14 protein-coding genes and 1 other RNA gene are annotated in these 16,025 nt (G+C 31.7%); 7 read left to right on the top strand and 8 right to left on the bottom strand.

Features of this window, described 5'->3' with window-relative positions; genetic code table 11:
• Nucleotides 1-37: 37 nt before the first annotated feature.
• Nucleotides 38-751 carry a DUF4197 domain-containing protein gene (locus QZ824_RS06975; RefSeq protein ID WP_291275303.1) on the bottom strand — a complete coding sequence of 238 codons (714 nt, stop codon included), beginning with the start codon at nt 749-751 and terminating at the stop codon, nt 38-40.
• A gap of 56 nt (nt 752-807) precedes the next feature.
• Between QZ824_RS06975 and QZ824_RS06970 the strand changes: the two genes are divergently transcribed.
• On the top strand, nt 808-1,287 hold the full coding sequence (locus QZ824_RS06970) for a glutathione peroxidase (RefSeq protein ID WP_291275302.1): 480 nt from the start codon (nt 808-810) through the stop codon (nt 1,285-1,287).
• Nucleotides 1,288-1,352: 65 nt separating this feature from the next.
• Here the strand turns inward: QZ824_RS06970 and QZ824_RS06965 are convergent, their stop codons facing one another.
• The gene (locus QZ824_RS06965) at nt 1,353-2,702 is read right to left on the bottom strand and encodes a DUF5723 family protein (RefSeq protein WP_291275301.1); all 1,350 of its coding nucleotides are present in this window, start codon (nt 2,700-2,702) and stop codon (nt 1,353-1,355) included.
• A 167-nt stretch (nt 2,703-2,869) separates the two neighbouring features.
• Here QZ824_RS06965 and QZ824_RS06960 point away from each other — a divergent pair, with 167 nt between their 5' ends.
• Nucleotides 2,870-3,040: a hypothetical protein gene (locus tag QZ824_RS06960; protein WP_291275300.1), complete on the top strand. Its 171-nt coding sequence runs from the start codon at nt 2,870-2,872 to the stop codon at nt 3,038-3,040.
• Nucleotides 3,041-3,094: 54 nt separating this feature from the next.
• On the opposite strand, the gene QZ824_RS06955 is transcribed toward QZ824_RS06960, so the two are convergent.
• Together QZ824_RS06955 and arsC are read right to left on the bottom strand one after the other, a co-directional pair.
• Entirely contained in the window at nt 3,095-5,548 is a 2,454-nt protein-coding gene (locus QZ824_RS06955) for an outer membrane beta-barrel family protein (protein ID WP_291275299.1), read from the bottom strand.
• A gap of 71 nt (nt 5,549-5,619) precedes the next feature.
• On the bottom strand, nt 5,620-5,961 hold the full coding sequence (gene arsC, locus QZ824_RS06950) for an arsenate reductase (glutaredoxin) (protein ID WP_291275298.1): 342 nt from the start codon (nt 5,959-5,961) through the stop codon (nt 5,620-5,622).
• A 58-nt stretch (nt 5,962-6,019) separates the two neighbouring features.
• Between arsC and QZ824_RS06945 the strand changes: the two genes are divergently transcribed.
• Nucleotides 6,020-6,919 (top strand): CPBP family intramembrane glutamic endopeptidase, encoded by a 900-nt coding sequence (locus QZ824_RS06945; protein ID WP_291275297.1) that lies wholly within the window; start codon nt 6,020-6,022, stop codon nt 6,917-6,919.
• Nucleotides 6,919-7,959, top strand: a complete 1,041-nt coding sequence (locus tag QZ824_RS06940) for an AMP-binding protein (RefSeq protein WP_291275296.1) — start codon at nt 6,919-6,921, stop codon at nt 7,957-7,959. Before QZ824_RS06945 ends, QZ824_RS06940 begins: the two co-directional genes overlap by 1 nt.
• A gap of 113 nt (nt 7,960-8,072) precedes the next feature.
• Here the strand turns inward: QZ824_RS06940 and QZ824_RS06935 are convergent, their stop codons facing one another.
• The 4 genes from QZ824_RS06935 to dnaX all read right to left on the bottom strand — a co-directional run bounded on the left by QZ824_RS06935 (nt 8,073) and on the right by dnaX (nt 13,114).
• Nucleotides 8,073-9,704: a M1 family metallopeptidase gene (locus tag QZ824_RS06935; protein WP_291275295.1), complete on the bottom strand. Its 1,632-nt coding sequence runs from the start codon at nt 9,702-9,704 to the stop codon at nt 8,073-8,075.
• Nucleotides 9,705-9,768: 64 nt separating this feature from the next.
• A complete protein-coding gene (locus QZ824_RS06930; RefSeq protein ID WP_291275294.1) occupies nt 9,769-11,397 on the bottom strand; it encodes an acyl-CoA carboxylase subunit beta in 1,629 nt (542 codons plus the stop codon).
• A gap of 14 nt (nt 11,398-11,411) precedes the next feature.
• Nucleotides 11,412-11,840 (bottom strand): DNA polymerase III subunit gamma/tau, encoded by a 429-nt coding sequence (locus QZ824_RS06925; RefSeq protein ID WP_291275293.1) that lies wholly within the window; start codon nt 11,838-11,840, stop codon nt 11,412-11,414.
• Between the two features lie 188 nt (nt 11,841-12,028).
• On the bottom strand, nt 12,029-13,114 hold the full coding sequence (gene dnaX / locus QZ824_RS06920) for a DNA polymerase III subunit gamma/tau (protein ID WP_291275292.1): 1,086 nt from the start codon (nt 13,112-13,114) through the stop codon (nt 12,029-12,031).
• 93 nt (nt 13,115-13,207) lie between these two features.
• On the opposite strand from dnaX, the gene rnpB reads away from it, so the two are divergent.
• From rnpB to QZ824_RS06905, 3 genes are all read left to right on the top strand, one after another.
• Nucleotides 13,208-13,525: RNase P RNA component class A (rnpB, locus tag QZ824_RS06915), an RNA gene on the top strand.
• Between the two features lie 112 nt (nt 13,526-13,637).
• Nucleotides 13,638-14,282, top strand: coding sequence for a DUF47 family protein (locus QZ824_RS06910; protein ID WP_291275291.1), 645 nt, complete (start codon nt 13,638-13,640; stop codon nt 14,280-14,282).
• 19 nt (nt 14,283-14,301) lie between these two features.
• A complete protein-coding gene (locus QZ824_RS06905) occupies nt 14,302-15,927 on the top strand; it encodes an inorganic phosphate transporter (RefSeq protein ID WP_291275290.1) in 1,626 nt (541 codons plus the stop codon).
• The last annotated feature ends 98 nt before the right edge of the window (nt 15,928-16,025 follow it).

Raw genomic sequence — 16,025 nt, 5'->3', positions numbered from 1 at the left:
TTGTTATATTATGTTGTTGATTATTAAAAAATTAGGTTTATTTTTTGTCTTGTAAGGCAAAAACTTTTTTTAACGTTTCTGATGTTCTCGATTGTATGTTTGTTCGTATATCTTTTTCTTCTAGGGCAATCATTTTAAAAACACCTTCCATCGCCTTATTAGTAGTGTAATCTGTTAAATCAGGGTTTACTTTTTTAACAAGAGGAAGGCTGTTGTATTTCGAAAAGATTTGATTCCAAACTTTATCAGCACCTACTTTAGTAAATGATTTTTTAATGACAGGATTAAATTTGGCGTATAAAGCAGTAGAAGTAGTATTTTGTAAATAAGAGGTAGCAGCATGTTCATTTCCCATTAAAATAGTTTTAGCATCTGAAAAAGTCATTTGTTTAACAGCATCAATAAAAATAGGGGTAGCTTCTTTTACGGCTTCTTCAGCTGCTCTATTGATTATTTTTAATCCTTCATCCGCTAATTTGCTCATGCCTAGTTGTCTTAATTTTGCATCTACTTTTTGAACTTCCTCTGGAAGTAAAATTTTCACCATTTCATTTTTAAAGAAACCATCAGTAACCGTTAATTTATTAACTTGTTTATTGATGCCATTGGTTAAGGCTTCTTTTAAACCATTTCCTATTTCAGCCTGACTTAATATACCTGTACTTTGAGGTAATTGATCGATCACTTGTTGCATTTCAGCACAACTAGACAAGGCCAAAACAAATGTTAAACATGCAATTGTTCGTTTCATTTTATTTATTTTTACATCAGTAAATATACTTTTAATTCAATAAGTAAACGTTAAAAATGAGTGAAGATTTTTATGCTTTGAAAGCAACTACTTTACAAGGTAAAGAGTTGTCTATGGAACATTTTAAGGGTAAGACTTTAGTGATTGTCAATACAGCTAGTAAATGTGGTTTAACTCCTCAATATGAAGGTTTAGAGCAATTGTACAAGCAGTATAGAGATAAAAATGTAGTTGTTTTAGGTTTTCCATGTAATCAGTTTGGAAACCAGGAGCCGGGAAGTGAAACAGAAATCGCTTCAGGTTGTTTACTGAATTATGGTGTTACTTTTCCGATGTTTGCAAAAATTGAGGTAAATGGGAGTGGGGCGCATCCTGTTTTTAAATTCTTAAAAAGTAAGTTAGGCGGCCTTTTTGGGAGCAGAATTAAATGGAACTTTACCAAATTTGTTGTTGATAAAAATGGAAAGCCTTTAAAAAGGTTTTCTCCCATTACAAAACCTGAGGCAATCGCTAAATATTTAGATCAAGTTATTTAAAATAAAAAATCCGATGTACTTGCTACAGTAACATCGGATTCTTTTTTGTTTGTGTGTTTTCTTTATTAAAAACCTACTCTAAATCCTAAATAAATATCAGCTTGTTTAGAATTATTTGCTACAGCTGAAATGACTGAACTTGAACCTAAGTAGAATCCAGCTATTCTAAAACCAAATCCACTAGTGAACCCTGAAATTTCATTGATTGTTAGAGGGGCAAATAATTCAACCAATTTTCCTGAAAATCTAGGAATTAAGGTGTAGGTATTTTGAGCAGTCACAAGGTTATATTTCGAATCATCTACTACTTTTTGAAGTAATGATCCTGTAACAAACCATTTTTTTGCTAGTTTTAAATCAGCATAAAGGTTAATTGTTGTTGGTAATTTAACGGTAAACGATTGTGTAGACTTTGTTTTTTGAAAGTAAGGGGCATTTTGAGGTTGCATTAAAATTTCTTCTAATTGTGATAAACTAGAAACATTTTCAAATTGATTCATATCTAAGACTTGTGAACCGTTTACATTTAAATTGTAATCTATTGAGGTGTTCGAATCAGATTTAAATTTCATGCTTCCTATATTCTTTATTGACAATCCAGCATTTAAAATATAGTTGTTTGAATCTGCTTCTTTGTAGGTGTAAGTAAAACCAATATCTGCAGCTACCCCGTTTATCCCTTGAGAAAAGAAATCGCTAAAATTGCCGCTATCATTAAAATCTTTACCTAAGACTCCAGAATAAGAAAGATTTACACTAGCAGAAGCATTGGTTAAACCCAGATTTCCAAAGTTATTGACTAAAGTTCCGTTTAGTTTATTTACTGAAAAATTGGCATAAGCACCTGGGAACAATAACTTTAAAGTTGCTCCAGCACTTACTTTGTGTCTTCCTATTTCAGCAAGTTTTCTGGCTACAGATAAATCAATTTCCCCCCAAGTTGTAGCATTTAATCTTTGGTTTTCAGTTGTGTTTAAATTTGTTATTGAAAAAAGACTGCTACTATTTCCATTTTGAATGGCATTTCCTAAAGCTACATCTACATTTACTAAATTTGCTTTAAAATTAGCTGCGGTTGATAGTGCATACGCCCAATTTCCATTCTTGAAAGCTAATCCTGGTCCAAGTATTAGTCCATCAATTCTAACGTTTGTGGCCTCTGATCCTGAGAAAAATTTATTTTCAAGATTATCTCCTTTGGTTAAATCGCTGAAAGTAAGTTTGTTGTTAGAGAAATTGATACTAGTATTAAATAAATTAATATCAAATTTCATATTCATGTTAACTAGTTCAGCCGGATTTAGATATCCATTGACTAAACCACCTCTTTTAGAAGTGCTGATTCCCGTGTAATGCTCTTGTGCAACAGCTTGTAAACTCAAAAATGAGATAGCTAAAATTATTTTCTTCACCATTTTTTTAAGATTTATTTAACAAAAATACGTACTAAAATTTTAAAAACGAATAACTTATGTGAAAAAAAGTGGGTTATGGTTATCTTTAAAAAAAATGAGTTTAGGTATTGTTAAAATAAATAATAGCCTTATCTTTGAACAGAATTCACAAATAATTTCCGGAAAACATGTTTGAATTTCAACAGTATTTAGGATTCTTACTTTTCTTAACCATTTTAACTATTGGTTTTTGGTTAATGATTTTCTTGGTTGGTTTTGTTCAATATTGGGTTGGAGGAGCAATCATGGAATTGTTAAAAGAGAAAAGAGAGAAGAGATTAGCTGAAGAAGAAAAATAAACTTCTTTAGTTGTAAAAAAAATCCCGATGAGTACTCATCGGGATTTTTTATTTTTAGAATTCACCACCATTATCGTCTGATTCACGTTTTGGCTGTTTTTCTTTTTCGTTTTTCTGTTTATTGAAACGATAAGTGAATGAAAGTGTAATTTGACGTTTTCTCCATTGCATTTCAGAATTTGAATCAATTTGACCTGGAATATAGGTTTCCATTCTTCTAATTCTTGAATTGAATACATCATTTACATTTAAAGCAATGGTAGCCTTATCTTTTAAGACATCTTTACTGAATCCAAGATTCATTGCAAAAATTCCTTTTACTCTACCTTGAGCGTTGTTTTGTGGTCCATTGTAAGTTACATTAGTTTGCCAGTCAATTTTTGATGGTAATGTAATTTTTGAATTTACTCTAGCAAACCAACTAGTAGCAGTGTTATCAAAGTTTTGTGTTTTTTCAATCAAATTGTTTGAAGCATCATAATATGAGTAAAAGAAGTCACCTTTTGTTTGAACTCTAAACGCATTAAAATTAGAGTTTAACTTCCACCATTTATATGGAGTGTAGTTTAATGTAAATTCAAAACCAGTTCTATTTTCTTGCCCAATATTTACAAAACTAGAAGTTGTGATTGGTACACCATCTGGATTTAATCCTTCAACAAAACGAACCATTTGGAACGAATTTTTGGTGTAATTGTAATAAGCTGATGAGCTAAGAGTTAATTTCCCTAATTTAGTAAGAAAACCTAAATCAATAGCATCTGTCAATGTTGGATTTAAATCAGGATTTCCTCTGAAAAGGTTAATATTACTCGAATAAGTACTAAATGGATTAAGTTGTCTTCCTCTTGGACGATTTATTCGTCTACTATAATTCAATGATAAGTTTGTATTATCAGTAACTTCATAAGTAAAGAAGGCACTCGGGAAAAAGTTATTGTATTTTTTATTTTTATATATAGAACTAGTCAATTGATTTACTTCAATATCAGAATCCTCGAAACGCAAACCATATAACATACTTAATTTATTCATCTTAATACCAAATTGAGTATATAAAGCATTTACGTTTTCAACATATTCTAATACATTAGTGAAAGAGGTGTTTACAATACCATTGTTTAAAACCGCATAATCAGTTAATGCATTTACAAAGTTACCACGATATCCAGCTTCGAATTGATACTTGTTACCAATTGGTAATACATAATCAGCTTGGATTAAACTTCTTCTTTGCTCTTGGTTATTTTTGGTTAAGTCAATTCCTGTAGACGGATGTAATGTTGAATTGTCAAAAATAGTTGCATTACTAAAGTTTTTACTATCCGAGAAAGAGGCATCGATAGTTAATTTATGACCAGAAGTTTTGAAATTCTTAACTAAATTAGAATTGAATTCAATGTTTTCTTCTTTTTGGTTTTCCTGGTTTAAACGATTTCTGTAGAATGTAAAATCTCTGTTAGCATTGAAATTGTTAAAATCCACATTCTCTTCATTATTACCTATATTTCTTCTGTAATTTACACTATTTGTCCAAGTAGTTGATTTGTCTAAATACCAATCAAAACCAAAACCACCATTATAACCTTTATTAATTCTTTGATTATCTCTGTGCTCGTCTATAAAACTATTAGTTGAGTTATCATTGTTCAAATAACGCGTATTTACTTGAGTATATCCTGGATTACTTCTGTAATTATAACCTTGAGTAGTGAATAAATTGAATTGATTCGTTTTATAATTTAAAGTTCCATTTATACCGTGATTGTCTGGATTTCCTGTAGTACCCATTAAAGTTCCATTGAAACCATTTGTTTTTCCTTTTTTCAAAATGATATTCAAAATACCTGCACCACCTTCAGCATCATATCTTGCAGAAGGGTTGGTAATTACTTCTACTTTATCTACAGCGTCTGCAGGAAGCATTTTTAAAGCATCATTAACACTAACCGCATTTGAAGGTTTTCCATCAATTAAAACTTTTACATTATCATTTCCTCTTAGACTGATATTACCTTCTTGATCTACCGTTACTGAAGGAATGTTATCTAATACATCGCTAACCGTTCCTCCTTTGACTAATAAATCTTTCCCAAGATTGTATACTTTTTTATCTAATTTAATGTCAACCGTTGTTTTTTCAGCTCTGACTACAACCGTTTCAATTTCTTTAGCATCTTCTTCCATTTGTATGTTTCCAAGATTGGTGTCAGATGTTAAATTTTGTTGAGTAAGCACTACATTTTTGTAACCCATGAACTCAAATTTAATAGCATAAATACCACTATTTAATTCTACATTGAAATTACCATTTTTGTCTGTAGTACTTCCATTTACAATTTTATTGTTATCGGATTTGATGAAAGTAACCGTAACATATTCCATAGGTTGGGAAGTGATTTTATCAATAACTTTTCCCGTAACATTTACTTTTTTTAAGGCTGTTTGAGCAAAGAACGTTGTGCAAAACAACAATGCAATAAAACTTAATGAATTTTTGAGTGACATATACATATTTAATTTACGATGCAAAAGTATTTCTACCTTTAACAATAATTTGCCAAAAGAATGTTAAAGAATTAGCGTATTTCGTTAATTCGTTCTGCAGGTCTGGCAATAACTGCTTTGGTACCATTTACTACGATTGGTCTTTCAATCAGTTTTGGAAAATCAACCATAGCTTGAATAATTTGTGCATCGGTTAATTGTTTTTCTTTAAAATTTTCAATCCAATCTTTTTCTTTGACTCGAACTAGTTCAATTGGTTTAATATCCAAGATGTTAATTAATTGTGAAAGTTTGTTAAAATCAAAAGGGGTTTCTAAATAATGAACAATTTCAAAAGGTTGATTTAAATTTTCTAAAAAACAAACTCCTTCTCTAGATTTGGAACAACGATTATTGTGATAAATGGTTAGCATAATATCTTATTTTTTTACAAAAATAATAATTGTACCTTAGTCTTTTAAAAAATTGGTTATGTATATTGAACAATTACAGAAGTATAAAATTAATCCTTGGAGTTATTTTCCGCTTCCTTTTCTATTTGGTTTATTGATGATCTATAATTGGTCTTCTATGCAAGGTGTTGATTCTGAGGTTTTGATTAAGCAATACATTAAAAAGTTAGGGGTAAATATGACGTTTGTGGCATTGGTTTTACCGTTATCCTTATTGCTTTTTATTGTCTTATTGTATAATCGATATTTTCAAAATAATTCTTTACGATTGTTGACAACTTCAAGAGCTAAAATTGACTGGAAAAGAATTTTATTTTCCTTTTTTCTGTGGGGAAGTATTTCTGTTGGGACTACAATATTAGCTTATTTATTATCGCCTAAAGATTTTATTTGGAATTTAAATTGGAGCCAATTTTTACCCTTTCTGTTTTTAGCTGTTTTACTAATTCCTTTGCAAACCTCTTTTGAAGAGTACTTGTTTAGAGGGCATTTGTTACAAGGGTTAGGCCTAGCTACTAAAACCAAATGGGTTCCTTTTTTAGTGACATCTTTTTTATTTGGTATCATGCATTTAGGTAATCCTGAAGTGGATAAATTAGGTCCAATAGTTATGGTTTATTACATTGGTACGGGGCTTTTTTTGGGCTTGTTGACTTTGATGGATGAGGGATTAGAACTGGCTTTAGGTTTTCATGCAGCGAATAATTTAATTGGAGCTTTGTTAGTTACCTCAGATTGGTCCGCCTTTCAAACATATTCAATTTTAAAAGATGTGTCGGAACCTTCAGTAGCTCTTCAAATTATAGGGCCTATTTTTATTGTGTATCCAATTTTAATTTATGTATTTGCAAAAAAGTACCAATGGTCTAATTGGAAAGCAAAGTTGTTTGGTAAAGTTCAACCTCTTACTACCTCGTAATGAAGATTTCTATTCATTCAGATTTTAAACTAAATGGGAAGTCATTCTCAACCGTTGAACTTATAGGTGAAGCTAATTATTTAGTAAAGCAGGGAACTTTTTTTGAAAAGGGAATTGGCCATTTTTTATTAGAATGGTTGAATGACGAGGAAAATATTTTTTTACAAACATCTGGTTCTACTGGAATACCTAAAAAAATATATGTTTCAAAAAGTGCTATGGAAGCTTCTGCAAAGGCTACTGGGGAATTTTTCAATTTGAAACCTGGAAATACTGCATTATTATGTCTTTCTGCTGAGTACATTGCTGGAAAGATGATGTTAGTACGGGCAATGGTTTTAGGGTTATCCTTAGATTATGTTGAACCTAATAGTAATCCATTAGATGGGAATACTTCTAATTACGATTTTTTAGCTTTGGTTCCTTTACAAGTGGCAGCTTCAATTCCCTTTTTGAATCGAATTAAGTATTTAATCATTGGTGGTGCTAAATTGAATGTTCAACTGATTCAACAACTTGAAGATGTTTCAACGGCTATTTATGAAACTTATGGAATGACAGAAACGGTTTCACACATAGCATTGAAAAGGTTAGGAGAGCCTTATTTTACATTATTACCTTCAATAGAAATTAGTTTAGATAATAGAGGTTGTTTAGTAATTCATGCTCCTAGTTTACATACAGAACCAATTGTTACCAATGATATTGTGGATTTAGTGAGTGCTAATCAATTTAAATTAAAAGGAAGAGTTGACAATATAATAAATTCTGGCGGAATCAAAATTTATCCAGAGGCTTTGGAAGAACAATTGAGTGCCTTTATTAGTAGAAGATTCTTTTTTACGTCTGAGCCCAACGCTATATTAGGCGAACAATTAATATTAATAATTGAAGGAGATGCTTTTGAAGTTCCTGCCTCATTTTTTGCTAAGTTTTCGAAATTTCAACTTCCTAAAAAAATTTATTTTATTTCGGATTTTGTCGAAACTCCAACAAAAAAAATCAATAGAGCATTAACAAAAGCATTACTTAAAAGATAAAGTCATTCTGAAACTAAATATGAGCTACAACTGTGCCTTTTTTGATAATTTAATTTCAGAACGACTTCTACTTTATTCTATTTAGGATAGTTTATATAAAAGAAGTTAATCTGTTATTCATTTAACTTTTTGACTTTTACAAAAAAACGTTTGGTAGCTACTTCAATATCATTCCAAGAAGTGTTTTCATCTATTGTTAACTCTTGGCTATTTGTTGTGGGTTGTAACCTTATTTCTTTCCCTTTAATCATTATAGCTACAGGCATATTAAATTGGTCTACACAATTTTCCCAGTAGAATTTTAAAGTTTTTCCTTGTTTATCTAATACGAGTTTAGGAATTTTAGTGGTTGTAAGATACTGTTCAAATACTTTTGTAAAATCCAAACCTGTTTCTTTATTGAAAAAAGCCAAAACAGTAGGAGTATCAATTATTTGTTTTTTGTATGTTTCAGCATAAGTATATAGTAGTTTCCACCAAAGTGTATCATCATTAATGATATGTCTTATGGTGTTTAACATTAATGCTCCTTTGTAATACATATCGCCACTACCTTCTTTATTTACACCAAATTGACCTATCACGGGCCTATCATTTCTTACGCTTCTAGATTGTCCATTGATATATTTTTGAGCTTCTTCATAGCCTTTTAAGCATTCAATGAATACAGATTCTGTGTAAGTTGTAAAACCTTCATGTATCCACATATCAGCAATATCCTTACTTGTGATGCTATTTCCGAACCATTCGTGTCCTGTTTCATGGATGGTTATATAATCAAAAAACAGTCCAGCCCCTGTTCCAGAAATATCATATCCCATATATCCTTTTTTGTATTTATTTCCATAAGCAACGGCACTTTGGTGTTCCATACCTAAATAAGGGGTTTCTACTAATTTATATCCATCTTCCCAAAAAGGATATTTCCCAAACTTTGATTGAAAACAATCCATCATAGGTTTAACATCTTGCTCAAAATGCTTTTTAGCTTTTTCTTCGTTCTCTCTCAACACATAAAAGTCTAAATCTAAACCTTGGTGATTGTCATGGATATGAATGTAATCGGCAATATTTACGGTAATGTCATAATTATTAATAGGATTTTTAACTTCCCAGTCCCATCGAGTGTATCCGTTTTTTAAATCTGTTGAGCCTTTAAATCTTCCATTGGAAACATTCATTAAACCATTTGGAACAGCTACTTTAATAGAGGCACCTTGATCTGGTTCATCCGTTTGAGAATCTTTACATGGATACCATAAACTTGCACCTGTGCCTTGAACCGCCACACCAATCCATGGATTTCCCTTAGTGTCCTTATTGAAGACGAATCCGCCGTCCCATGGTGCATTTTTAGCCACTAAAGGATTACCCCAATAGTTTACCAAAATTTTCTCTAGACTTCCTTTTTTTAATTTCTTTGGAAAAAGAATGAATATGGCATCATATTCCCTTTGAAATTTTAATTTTTTATTGTTCCAAATGATGGATTCAATTTGCATATTTTCAAATAAATCTACTTGGATTCTTGTTGTTTCATCATCTACTTTAAATACGATTTCATTGGATCCTTTGATACTTTTATCGGAAGGATTAATAATAATATCTAGATTGTATCGCATTACATCATAACAGGTGCGTTCTTCACGTAAACCACCTTGAAGGCTGTCTCTTTTAGAGGTACTTTGCGCATTTAAATAATGTAAATTGACTAGAAGTAAAGAAGATAAAAGTATATGTTTCATAGTTGTTGAAATAAAAAAATCTACTAATAAGTAGTAGATTTTATGTTTTTGTTACGTTTAGTTTTTAAACCTGTATAACACCTAAATTAAATTTTTTTTCAATTGGTGCGTGATTTGCGGCTTCTATTCCCATTGAAATCCATGTTCTCGTTTCTAGAGGATCGATTATTGCATCTGTCCATAGACGTGAAGCAGCATAATAAGGGGAAACTTGTGCGTCATATTTAGCTTTAATTTTGTTGAATAGTTCTGTCTCTTTAGCTTCATCTATCATTTCTCCTTTTGCTTTTAATGAAGCAGCTTCAATTTGCATCAATACTTTAGCGGCTTGTGCACCACCCATTACGGCTAACTCAGCACTTGGCCATGCAAAAATTAATCTAGGATCATAAGCTTTTCCACACATAGCATAATTTCCAGCGCCATAAGAATTACCGATAACAACGGTGAATTTAGGCACTACAGAATTGGAAACAGCATTTACCATTTTTGCGCCATCTTTGATAATTCCTCCGTGTTCCGATTTACTTCCTACCATAAATCCAGTAACGTCTTGTAAAAAGACCAATGGAATTTTCTTTTGATTGCAATTTGCAATAAATCGAGTAGCTTTATCTGCAGAATCAGAATAGATTACACCACCAAATTGAATTTCACCTTTCTTTGTTTTAGAAACTAATCGTTGGTTAGCAACAATCCCTACTGCCCAACCATCTATTCGTGCATATCCTGTAATAATGGATTGTCCATATCCTGCCTTATATTCATCAAAATCAGAGTTGTCTACTAAGCGTTTGATGATTTCCATCATGTTGTATTGCTCTGATCTTGATTTAGGTAAAATACCGTAGATATCCTTTTGTTCCAATGCTGGTTTGATAGACTTTTCACGATTAAAGCCAGCTTTTTCAAAATCTCCCATTTTACTCACGATATTTTTTATTCTATCTAAAGCATCTTTATCATCCTTAGCTTTGAAATCTGTTACTCCTGAAATTTCACAGTGAGTTGTTGCCCCACCAAGGGTTTCATTGTCAATATTTTCTCCAATGGCAGCTTTTACTAAATAACTTCCTGCTAAAAATATACTTCCTGTTTTATCAACAATTAATGCTTCATCACTCATGATGGGTAAGTAGGCTCCACCAGCAACGCAACTTCCCATAACAGCAGCAATTTGAGTAATTCCCATGCTACTCATAATGGCATTGTTTCTGAAAATTCTACCAAAATGTTCTTTGTCTGGGAAAATTTCATCTTGCATAGGGAGGTAAACCCCTGCTGAATCCACTAAGTATATAATTGGTAATCTATTTTCAATAGCAATTTCTTGTGCTCTAAGGTTCTTTTTACCCGTAATAGGAAACCATGCTCCAGCTTTAACAGTAGCATCATTTGCAACAACTATGCATTGTTTTCCTTTAATATATCCAATTTTAACTACTACACCTCCAGAAGGACAGCCTCCATGTTCTTCATACATTCCTTCACCAACAAAAGCTCCTATTTCAATATTTTTGGCTTTGTCATCAAGTAAGTAATCAATACGTTCACGGGCAGTCATTTTCCCTTCTGCATGTAATTTATCAATCCTTTTTTGTCCTCCTCCAAGTTTCACTTTGGCTAACTTTTGCAGCATGTCTGAAACTAAAAGCTTATTGTGATCTTCGTTTTTATTAAAGTTAATATCCATAGTTGTTTGTTTGATTATATATCTAATTCGAAAATGGTTCTAAATTGTTCAATTACAGGGTTAATTTCTTTAAAATGATTGAACTTATCTTCATTGGTATAGTGTACTTTAGGTTTATATGTCTCTATTACAGTAATTTTAATTTTTATATCAAAATTGCGAAGCTTTGTTTTTAAATAGGACAATACTTCAGCGTATTTGCTCTCGAAATCTTCTTTTGAGCCTTGGTTAGGAAATTCAAGCAAGATATGATTTCCCATTTTGATAGGTTTGCTCAATGTCATATAAGACATCAAGATTTTTTTTCCTTTTTGATCCAAATAATTCACATAGTTATTCCAATGAAGTTCAAGATCTTCTTGTGAAAATTCATCTGTAGGGTGTTCACCAATTTCTTCTTCTTTCGCTTTTTGTTGAATTTCAATTTGTTTGATAGACTTCAATCCAGAAATAGATAAAGGTGATATTCTTCTTTTATCAATAGGAATTGCTGCGCTTTGAGTGACTTGTTCAGTCTTTTTTTCAATAATTTCAACTGCTGAAGTAGAAGATGTAGGTTGAATTAGTAATGGTTCAGAAAGAATTGTTTTAGTTAACTCTGATGCTGTATTGTTAAATATAACTGATGGGATTATAAAGAATTTAGCTTTTTTTTTTCAGCCTCATGTGTTAATGAAGCCAATTGCATAAGTGTCAATTCAACAAACAAACGTTGGTTCTGACTTACTTTGAATTTTAAATCACATTCATTTGCAATTTCAATCCCTTGCAATAAAAATTCTTGAGTTGCTTTTACGGCTTGATTTTTGAATAAATCTTGGACTTGTTCACTAACTTCTAGCAAACTCAATGTAGATGGATTTTTACATACCAACAAATCCCTGAAGTGAGAGGCCAATCCAGCAATAAAATGGTGTCCATCAAAACCTTTAGCTAATATATCGTTGTAAGCCAATAACAATTCTGGAATTTTATTTTCTAAAATTAAATCAGTTACTTTAATATAGTAATCATAGTCAAGCACATTCAAATTTTCTGCAACTGCATGCCGTGTTAATTGATTACCACAAAAAGAAACCACTCGATCAAAGATTGACAAGGCATCTCGCATAGCACCGTCTGCTTTTTGCGCAATAATACGTAGTGCTTCTTCTTCAAATTGAACCCCTTGGTTTTGGGCAATGTCCATTAAATATTCTTTCGTGTCATTTACTGTAATTCTTTTAAAATCAAATATTTGACATCTAGATAGAATGGTTGGTAATATTTTATGTTTTTCAGTAGTAGCCAGAATAAAAATAGCATGCCTAGGTGGTTCTTCTAATGTTTTCAAAAAAGCATTAAAAGCCGCTTGAGAAAGCATATGTACCTCATCAATAATGTAAACTTTGTATTTTCCCGTTTGCGGAGGTATTCTAACTTGATCTATAATATTTCTAATATCATCAACACCATTGTTTGAAGCCGCATCTAACTCAAAAACATTAAACGAAAAATCTTCATTTGGATCATCATATCCTTCTTGATTAATTTTTCGAGCCAAAATACGTGCACAAGTTGTTTTGCCAACTCCTCTAGGACCTGTAAATAAAAGAGCTTGTGCCAAGTGATTATTTTCTATGGCGTTTAATAAAGTATTTGTAATAGCTTGTTGCCCAATTACATCTTTAAATGTTTGGGGTCTATACTTACGAGCTGATACAATAAATTGTTCCATAGCAAATTCTTGATAGCAAATATAGAGGTTAAAAGTTAAAAGTCAAAAGTTTTCAAAAGTAAATTTTAATTCATTGAAATTGCCTATTTTTGCACCGCAGACCGCCTTATCGCTTTAAGTAATTAGAGAGGAAAGTCCGGACACCAAAGAGTAGCATAGCGGGTAACGCCCGTCATCTCGTTTTACGGGAGAGGACAAGTGCAACAGAAAGGATGTACAGGTAATGCTGTAGTGAAATCAGGTAAACTCTATGCGGTGAAATGCCATGTATATCAGCAGTTAAGAGCTACTCGTTCGTTGCTGAGGGGTAGGCAGATAGATTTCGTTGGTAACAACGCGACTAGATAAATGATAAGGGTCTTGTCTGATAAAGGCGAGGTACAGAATCCGGCTTACAGGTCTGCATTTTTTTCTTCACATTATGTTAATAATTCTTTAACAATTAATTTTCTTTTGTTGTTTGCTTAACATTAACTTAACATTGGTAGTCTACTTTTGACGCGAAATTTTAACAACTACAAAAATGGCTTTAAAAAACATTTTAAATTTTTTCACTCCGAAGGATAAAACCTTTTTTCCTTTGTTTGAACAAGCGACAAATAAATTGACAAAACTTTCAGAAAATTTACATGATGCTTTAAATGCACCAAAAGATGAAAGAGAAGCTTATTATAAAAAAGTGGATGAATTAGCTGAGGCTATAGAAAATATATCTCACAAGATGAATATTGAGTTGAGTAAAAACTTTATCACTCCTTTAGATAGAGAAGATATTCATGCGTTAATGACAACTATTGAAGATGTTTCTGGAAATTTACAAGAAGCATCTAATAGGATTAGAATGTATCAAGTTGAGAAAATTACCAAATCAATAAGAAAATTAACGGAAATTAATTTAGAAGCTTGTCATCATATTTCAAGATCAGTAAAAGAGTTGAAAGAGATGAAAAATTTTAAAAGTGTATTTGATTCAGTAAAGAAAATCAATAAGTTAGATAGAAAGTCAGATGCTGTATTTGAAAAAGCAGTAACAGATATTTTTGAAAATGAAACAGATGCTAAAAATATTATTCGTTACAAAGATGTATTGGCATCTCTAGACAAAGTATCAGACAAGTGCAAGTCCGTAGCCAGAGTTTTGGAAGCTGTTGCAGTGAAACATTCTTAATTGATTTTAATACGAAATTATGTTTACATTATTAGTTGTAATTATTGTAATAGCCCTTTTGTTTGATTTGGTAAATGGTTTTCATGATGCTGCCAATTCAATTGCAACAGTGGTTTCTACTAAAGTATTGTCTCCTACGCAAGCAGTTATTTGGGCTGCTTTTTTCAATTTTGTAGCCTATTGGGTTTTTGATATGAGTGTAGGAAACACAGTAGCCAAAACAGTAGACAGTTCGGTTATTAACCTATGGGTTATTTTAGCGGGATTATTGGCTGCTACAGCATGGAATTTACTAACTTGGTGGTTAGGAATTCCGTCGTCTTCTTCTCATACATTAATAGGTGGTTTTGGAGGGGCAGCTGTTGCTCATGCGGGCTTTGGTGTGTTAAATTCAGAAGAGATAATAAAAACGGTTATGTTTATTTTTTTAGCGCCTGTTATTGGTGGTATTATCTCTTTCTTCATAGCTATGGTTACTATTCAAAGAGATTTTTATAAAAAAATAATCATTTCTTTATTAGCTTCTGTAGTTACGGTTTATGTTACTTATAAGCTAAAAGATACACTTGATATCAAACCAATAATGATTTGGATTATAGGTGTTTTATTGGCTTTGTTTATTTTGGTTTATATTATCTTCCAAATTGTAAACGGTAAAAAGCCATCAAGAACTAAAGAAGGAAATATGTATAAAAAATTACAGCTTCTTTCTTCAGCAGCTTTTTCTTTAGGACATGGTGGTGCCGATTCGCAAAAGGTTATGGGTATTATTTGTGCAGCATGTATTGTTTATGCCAACACACATAGAATTGGGAATGACACAGAGACTCCTGAAGTAGTCAAAGATTATTTAACAGTTACAGAAATACTCCAAATTAAGTATACCAATGACGAAGGTAAAATTAAGAAGTTTAAACCAGCAGTTGGTGTGTATGCTAATGATACTGTTTATTTAGATGGTAAAAACATTATTGATGTTACCACTGGAGCTAAGATTTTTGAGGATGAAAAATTGAATGTTTCAATAGCTAAGACTAATCCTTTTGTACAACATTTAGCAAAAGAAGGAGTTAATATAAGCGAGTTTGATAATGTTGCTGACGAATTAACAACACTGGAAGTCTATTCTGATAAGAAAATGGTTAAAGATGTTGTAACTAATGAAATTATTTTTAATGACAAAGCCATTAATCCACATTATCGATATGCTAAAATATTTAAAAAGTATGTTGATGAAAAAGGAGAGTTGTTGAAAAAACATAAAATTGAAACAAAAGTGACTCATCATACGATGCCTACTTGGATAGCTTTTGGATGCTATTTAATGATTGGTTTAGGAACTTTGATGGGAGGATGGAAAATTGTGAAAACAATGGGTTCTAAAATTACTAAAGTGACTCCATTAGAAGGTGTTTGTTCTGAAACGGCTGGAGCTTTAACTTTGTTTACTGTTTCTCAAATGGGTGTACCTGTTTCTACTACACATACCATTACAGGGTCTATTATTGGAGTAGGAGCAACACATAGATTAAGTGCTGTTAGATGGGGAGTAACCATCAATTTACTTTGGGCTTGGGTATTAACAATTCCAGTTTCTGCCGTAATTGCAGCTTTGTTTTATTACATTACTAAATTATTTATTTAAAAATAGTTTTAACAAACTAAAAAGTCCCGAATTTTCGGGACTTTTTTTGTTTTTATACGTTAAGAAATAGTTAACAGGTATTGAGTAATTATAAAGAT

Source organism: Flavobacterium sp., from assembly GCF_021151785.1.
Taxonomy (GTDB): domain Bacteria; phylum Bacteroidota; class Bacteroidia; order Flavobacteriales; family Flavobacteriaceae; genus Flavobacterium.
Note: the sequence above shows the minus strand (reverse complement) of the source record. Positions and strands in the feature narration are given on the sequence as shown.

Coding starts and splice junctions, on each gene's coding strand:
- QZ824_RS06975 (WP_291275303.1), bottom strand. CDS start 751: ATGAAACGAACAATTGCATGTTTAACATTTGTTTTGGCCTTGTCTAGT.
- QZ824_RS06970 (WP_291275302.1), top strand. CDS start 808: ATGAGTGAAGATTTTTATGCTTTGAAAGCAACTACTTTACAAGGTAAA.
- QZ824_RS06965 (WP_291275301.1), bottom strand. CDS start 2,702: ATGGTGAAGAAAATAATTTTAGCTATCTCATTTTTGAGTTTACAAGCT.
- QZ824_RS06960 (WP_291275300.1), top strand. CDS start 2,870: ATGTTTGAATTTCAACAGTATTTAGGATTCTTACTTTTCTTAACCATT.
- QZ824_RS06955 (WP_291275299.1), bottom strand. CDS start 5,548: ATGTCACTCAAAAATTCATTAAGTTTTATTGCATTGTTGTTTTGCACA.
- arsC (WP_291275298.1), bottom strand. CDS start 5,961: ATGCTAACCATTTATCACAATAATCGTTGTTCCAAATCTAGAGAAGGA.
- QZ824_RS06945 (WP_291275297.1), top strand. CDS start 6,020: ATGTATATTGAACAATTACAGAAGTATAAAATTAATCCTTGGAGTTAT.
- QZ824_RS06940 (WP_291275296.1), top strand. CDS start 6,919: ATGAAGATTTCTATTCATTCAGATTTTAAACTAAATGGGAAGTCATTC.
- QZ824_RS06935 (WP_291275295.1), bottom strand. CDS start 9,704: ATGAAACATATACTTTTATCTTCTTTACTTCTAGTCAATTTACATTAT.
- QZ824_RS06930 (WP_291275294.1), bottom strand. CDS start 11,397: ATGGATATTAACTTTAATAAAAACGAAGATCACAATAAGCTTTTAGTT.
- dnaX (WP_291275292.1), bottom strand. CDS start 13,114: ATGGAACAATTTATTGTATCAGCTCGTAAGTATAGACCCCAAACATTT.
- QZ824_RS06910 (WP_291275291.1), top strand. CDS start 13,638: ATGGCTTTAAAAAACATTTTAAATTTTTTCACTCCGAAGGATAAAACC.
- QZ824_RS06905 (WP_291275290.1), top strand. CDS start 14,302: ATGTTTACATTATTAGTTGTAATTATTGTAATAGCCCTTTTGTTTGAT.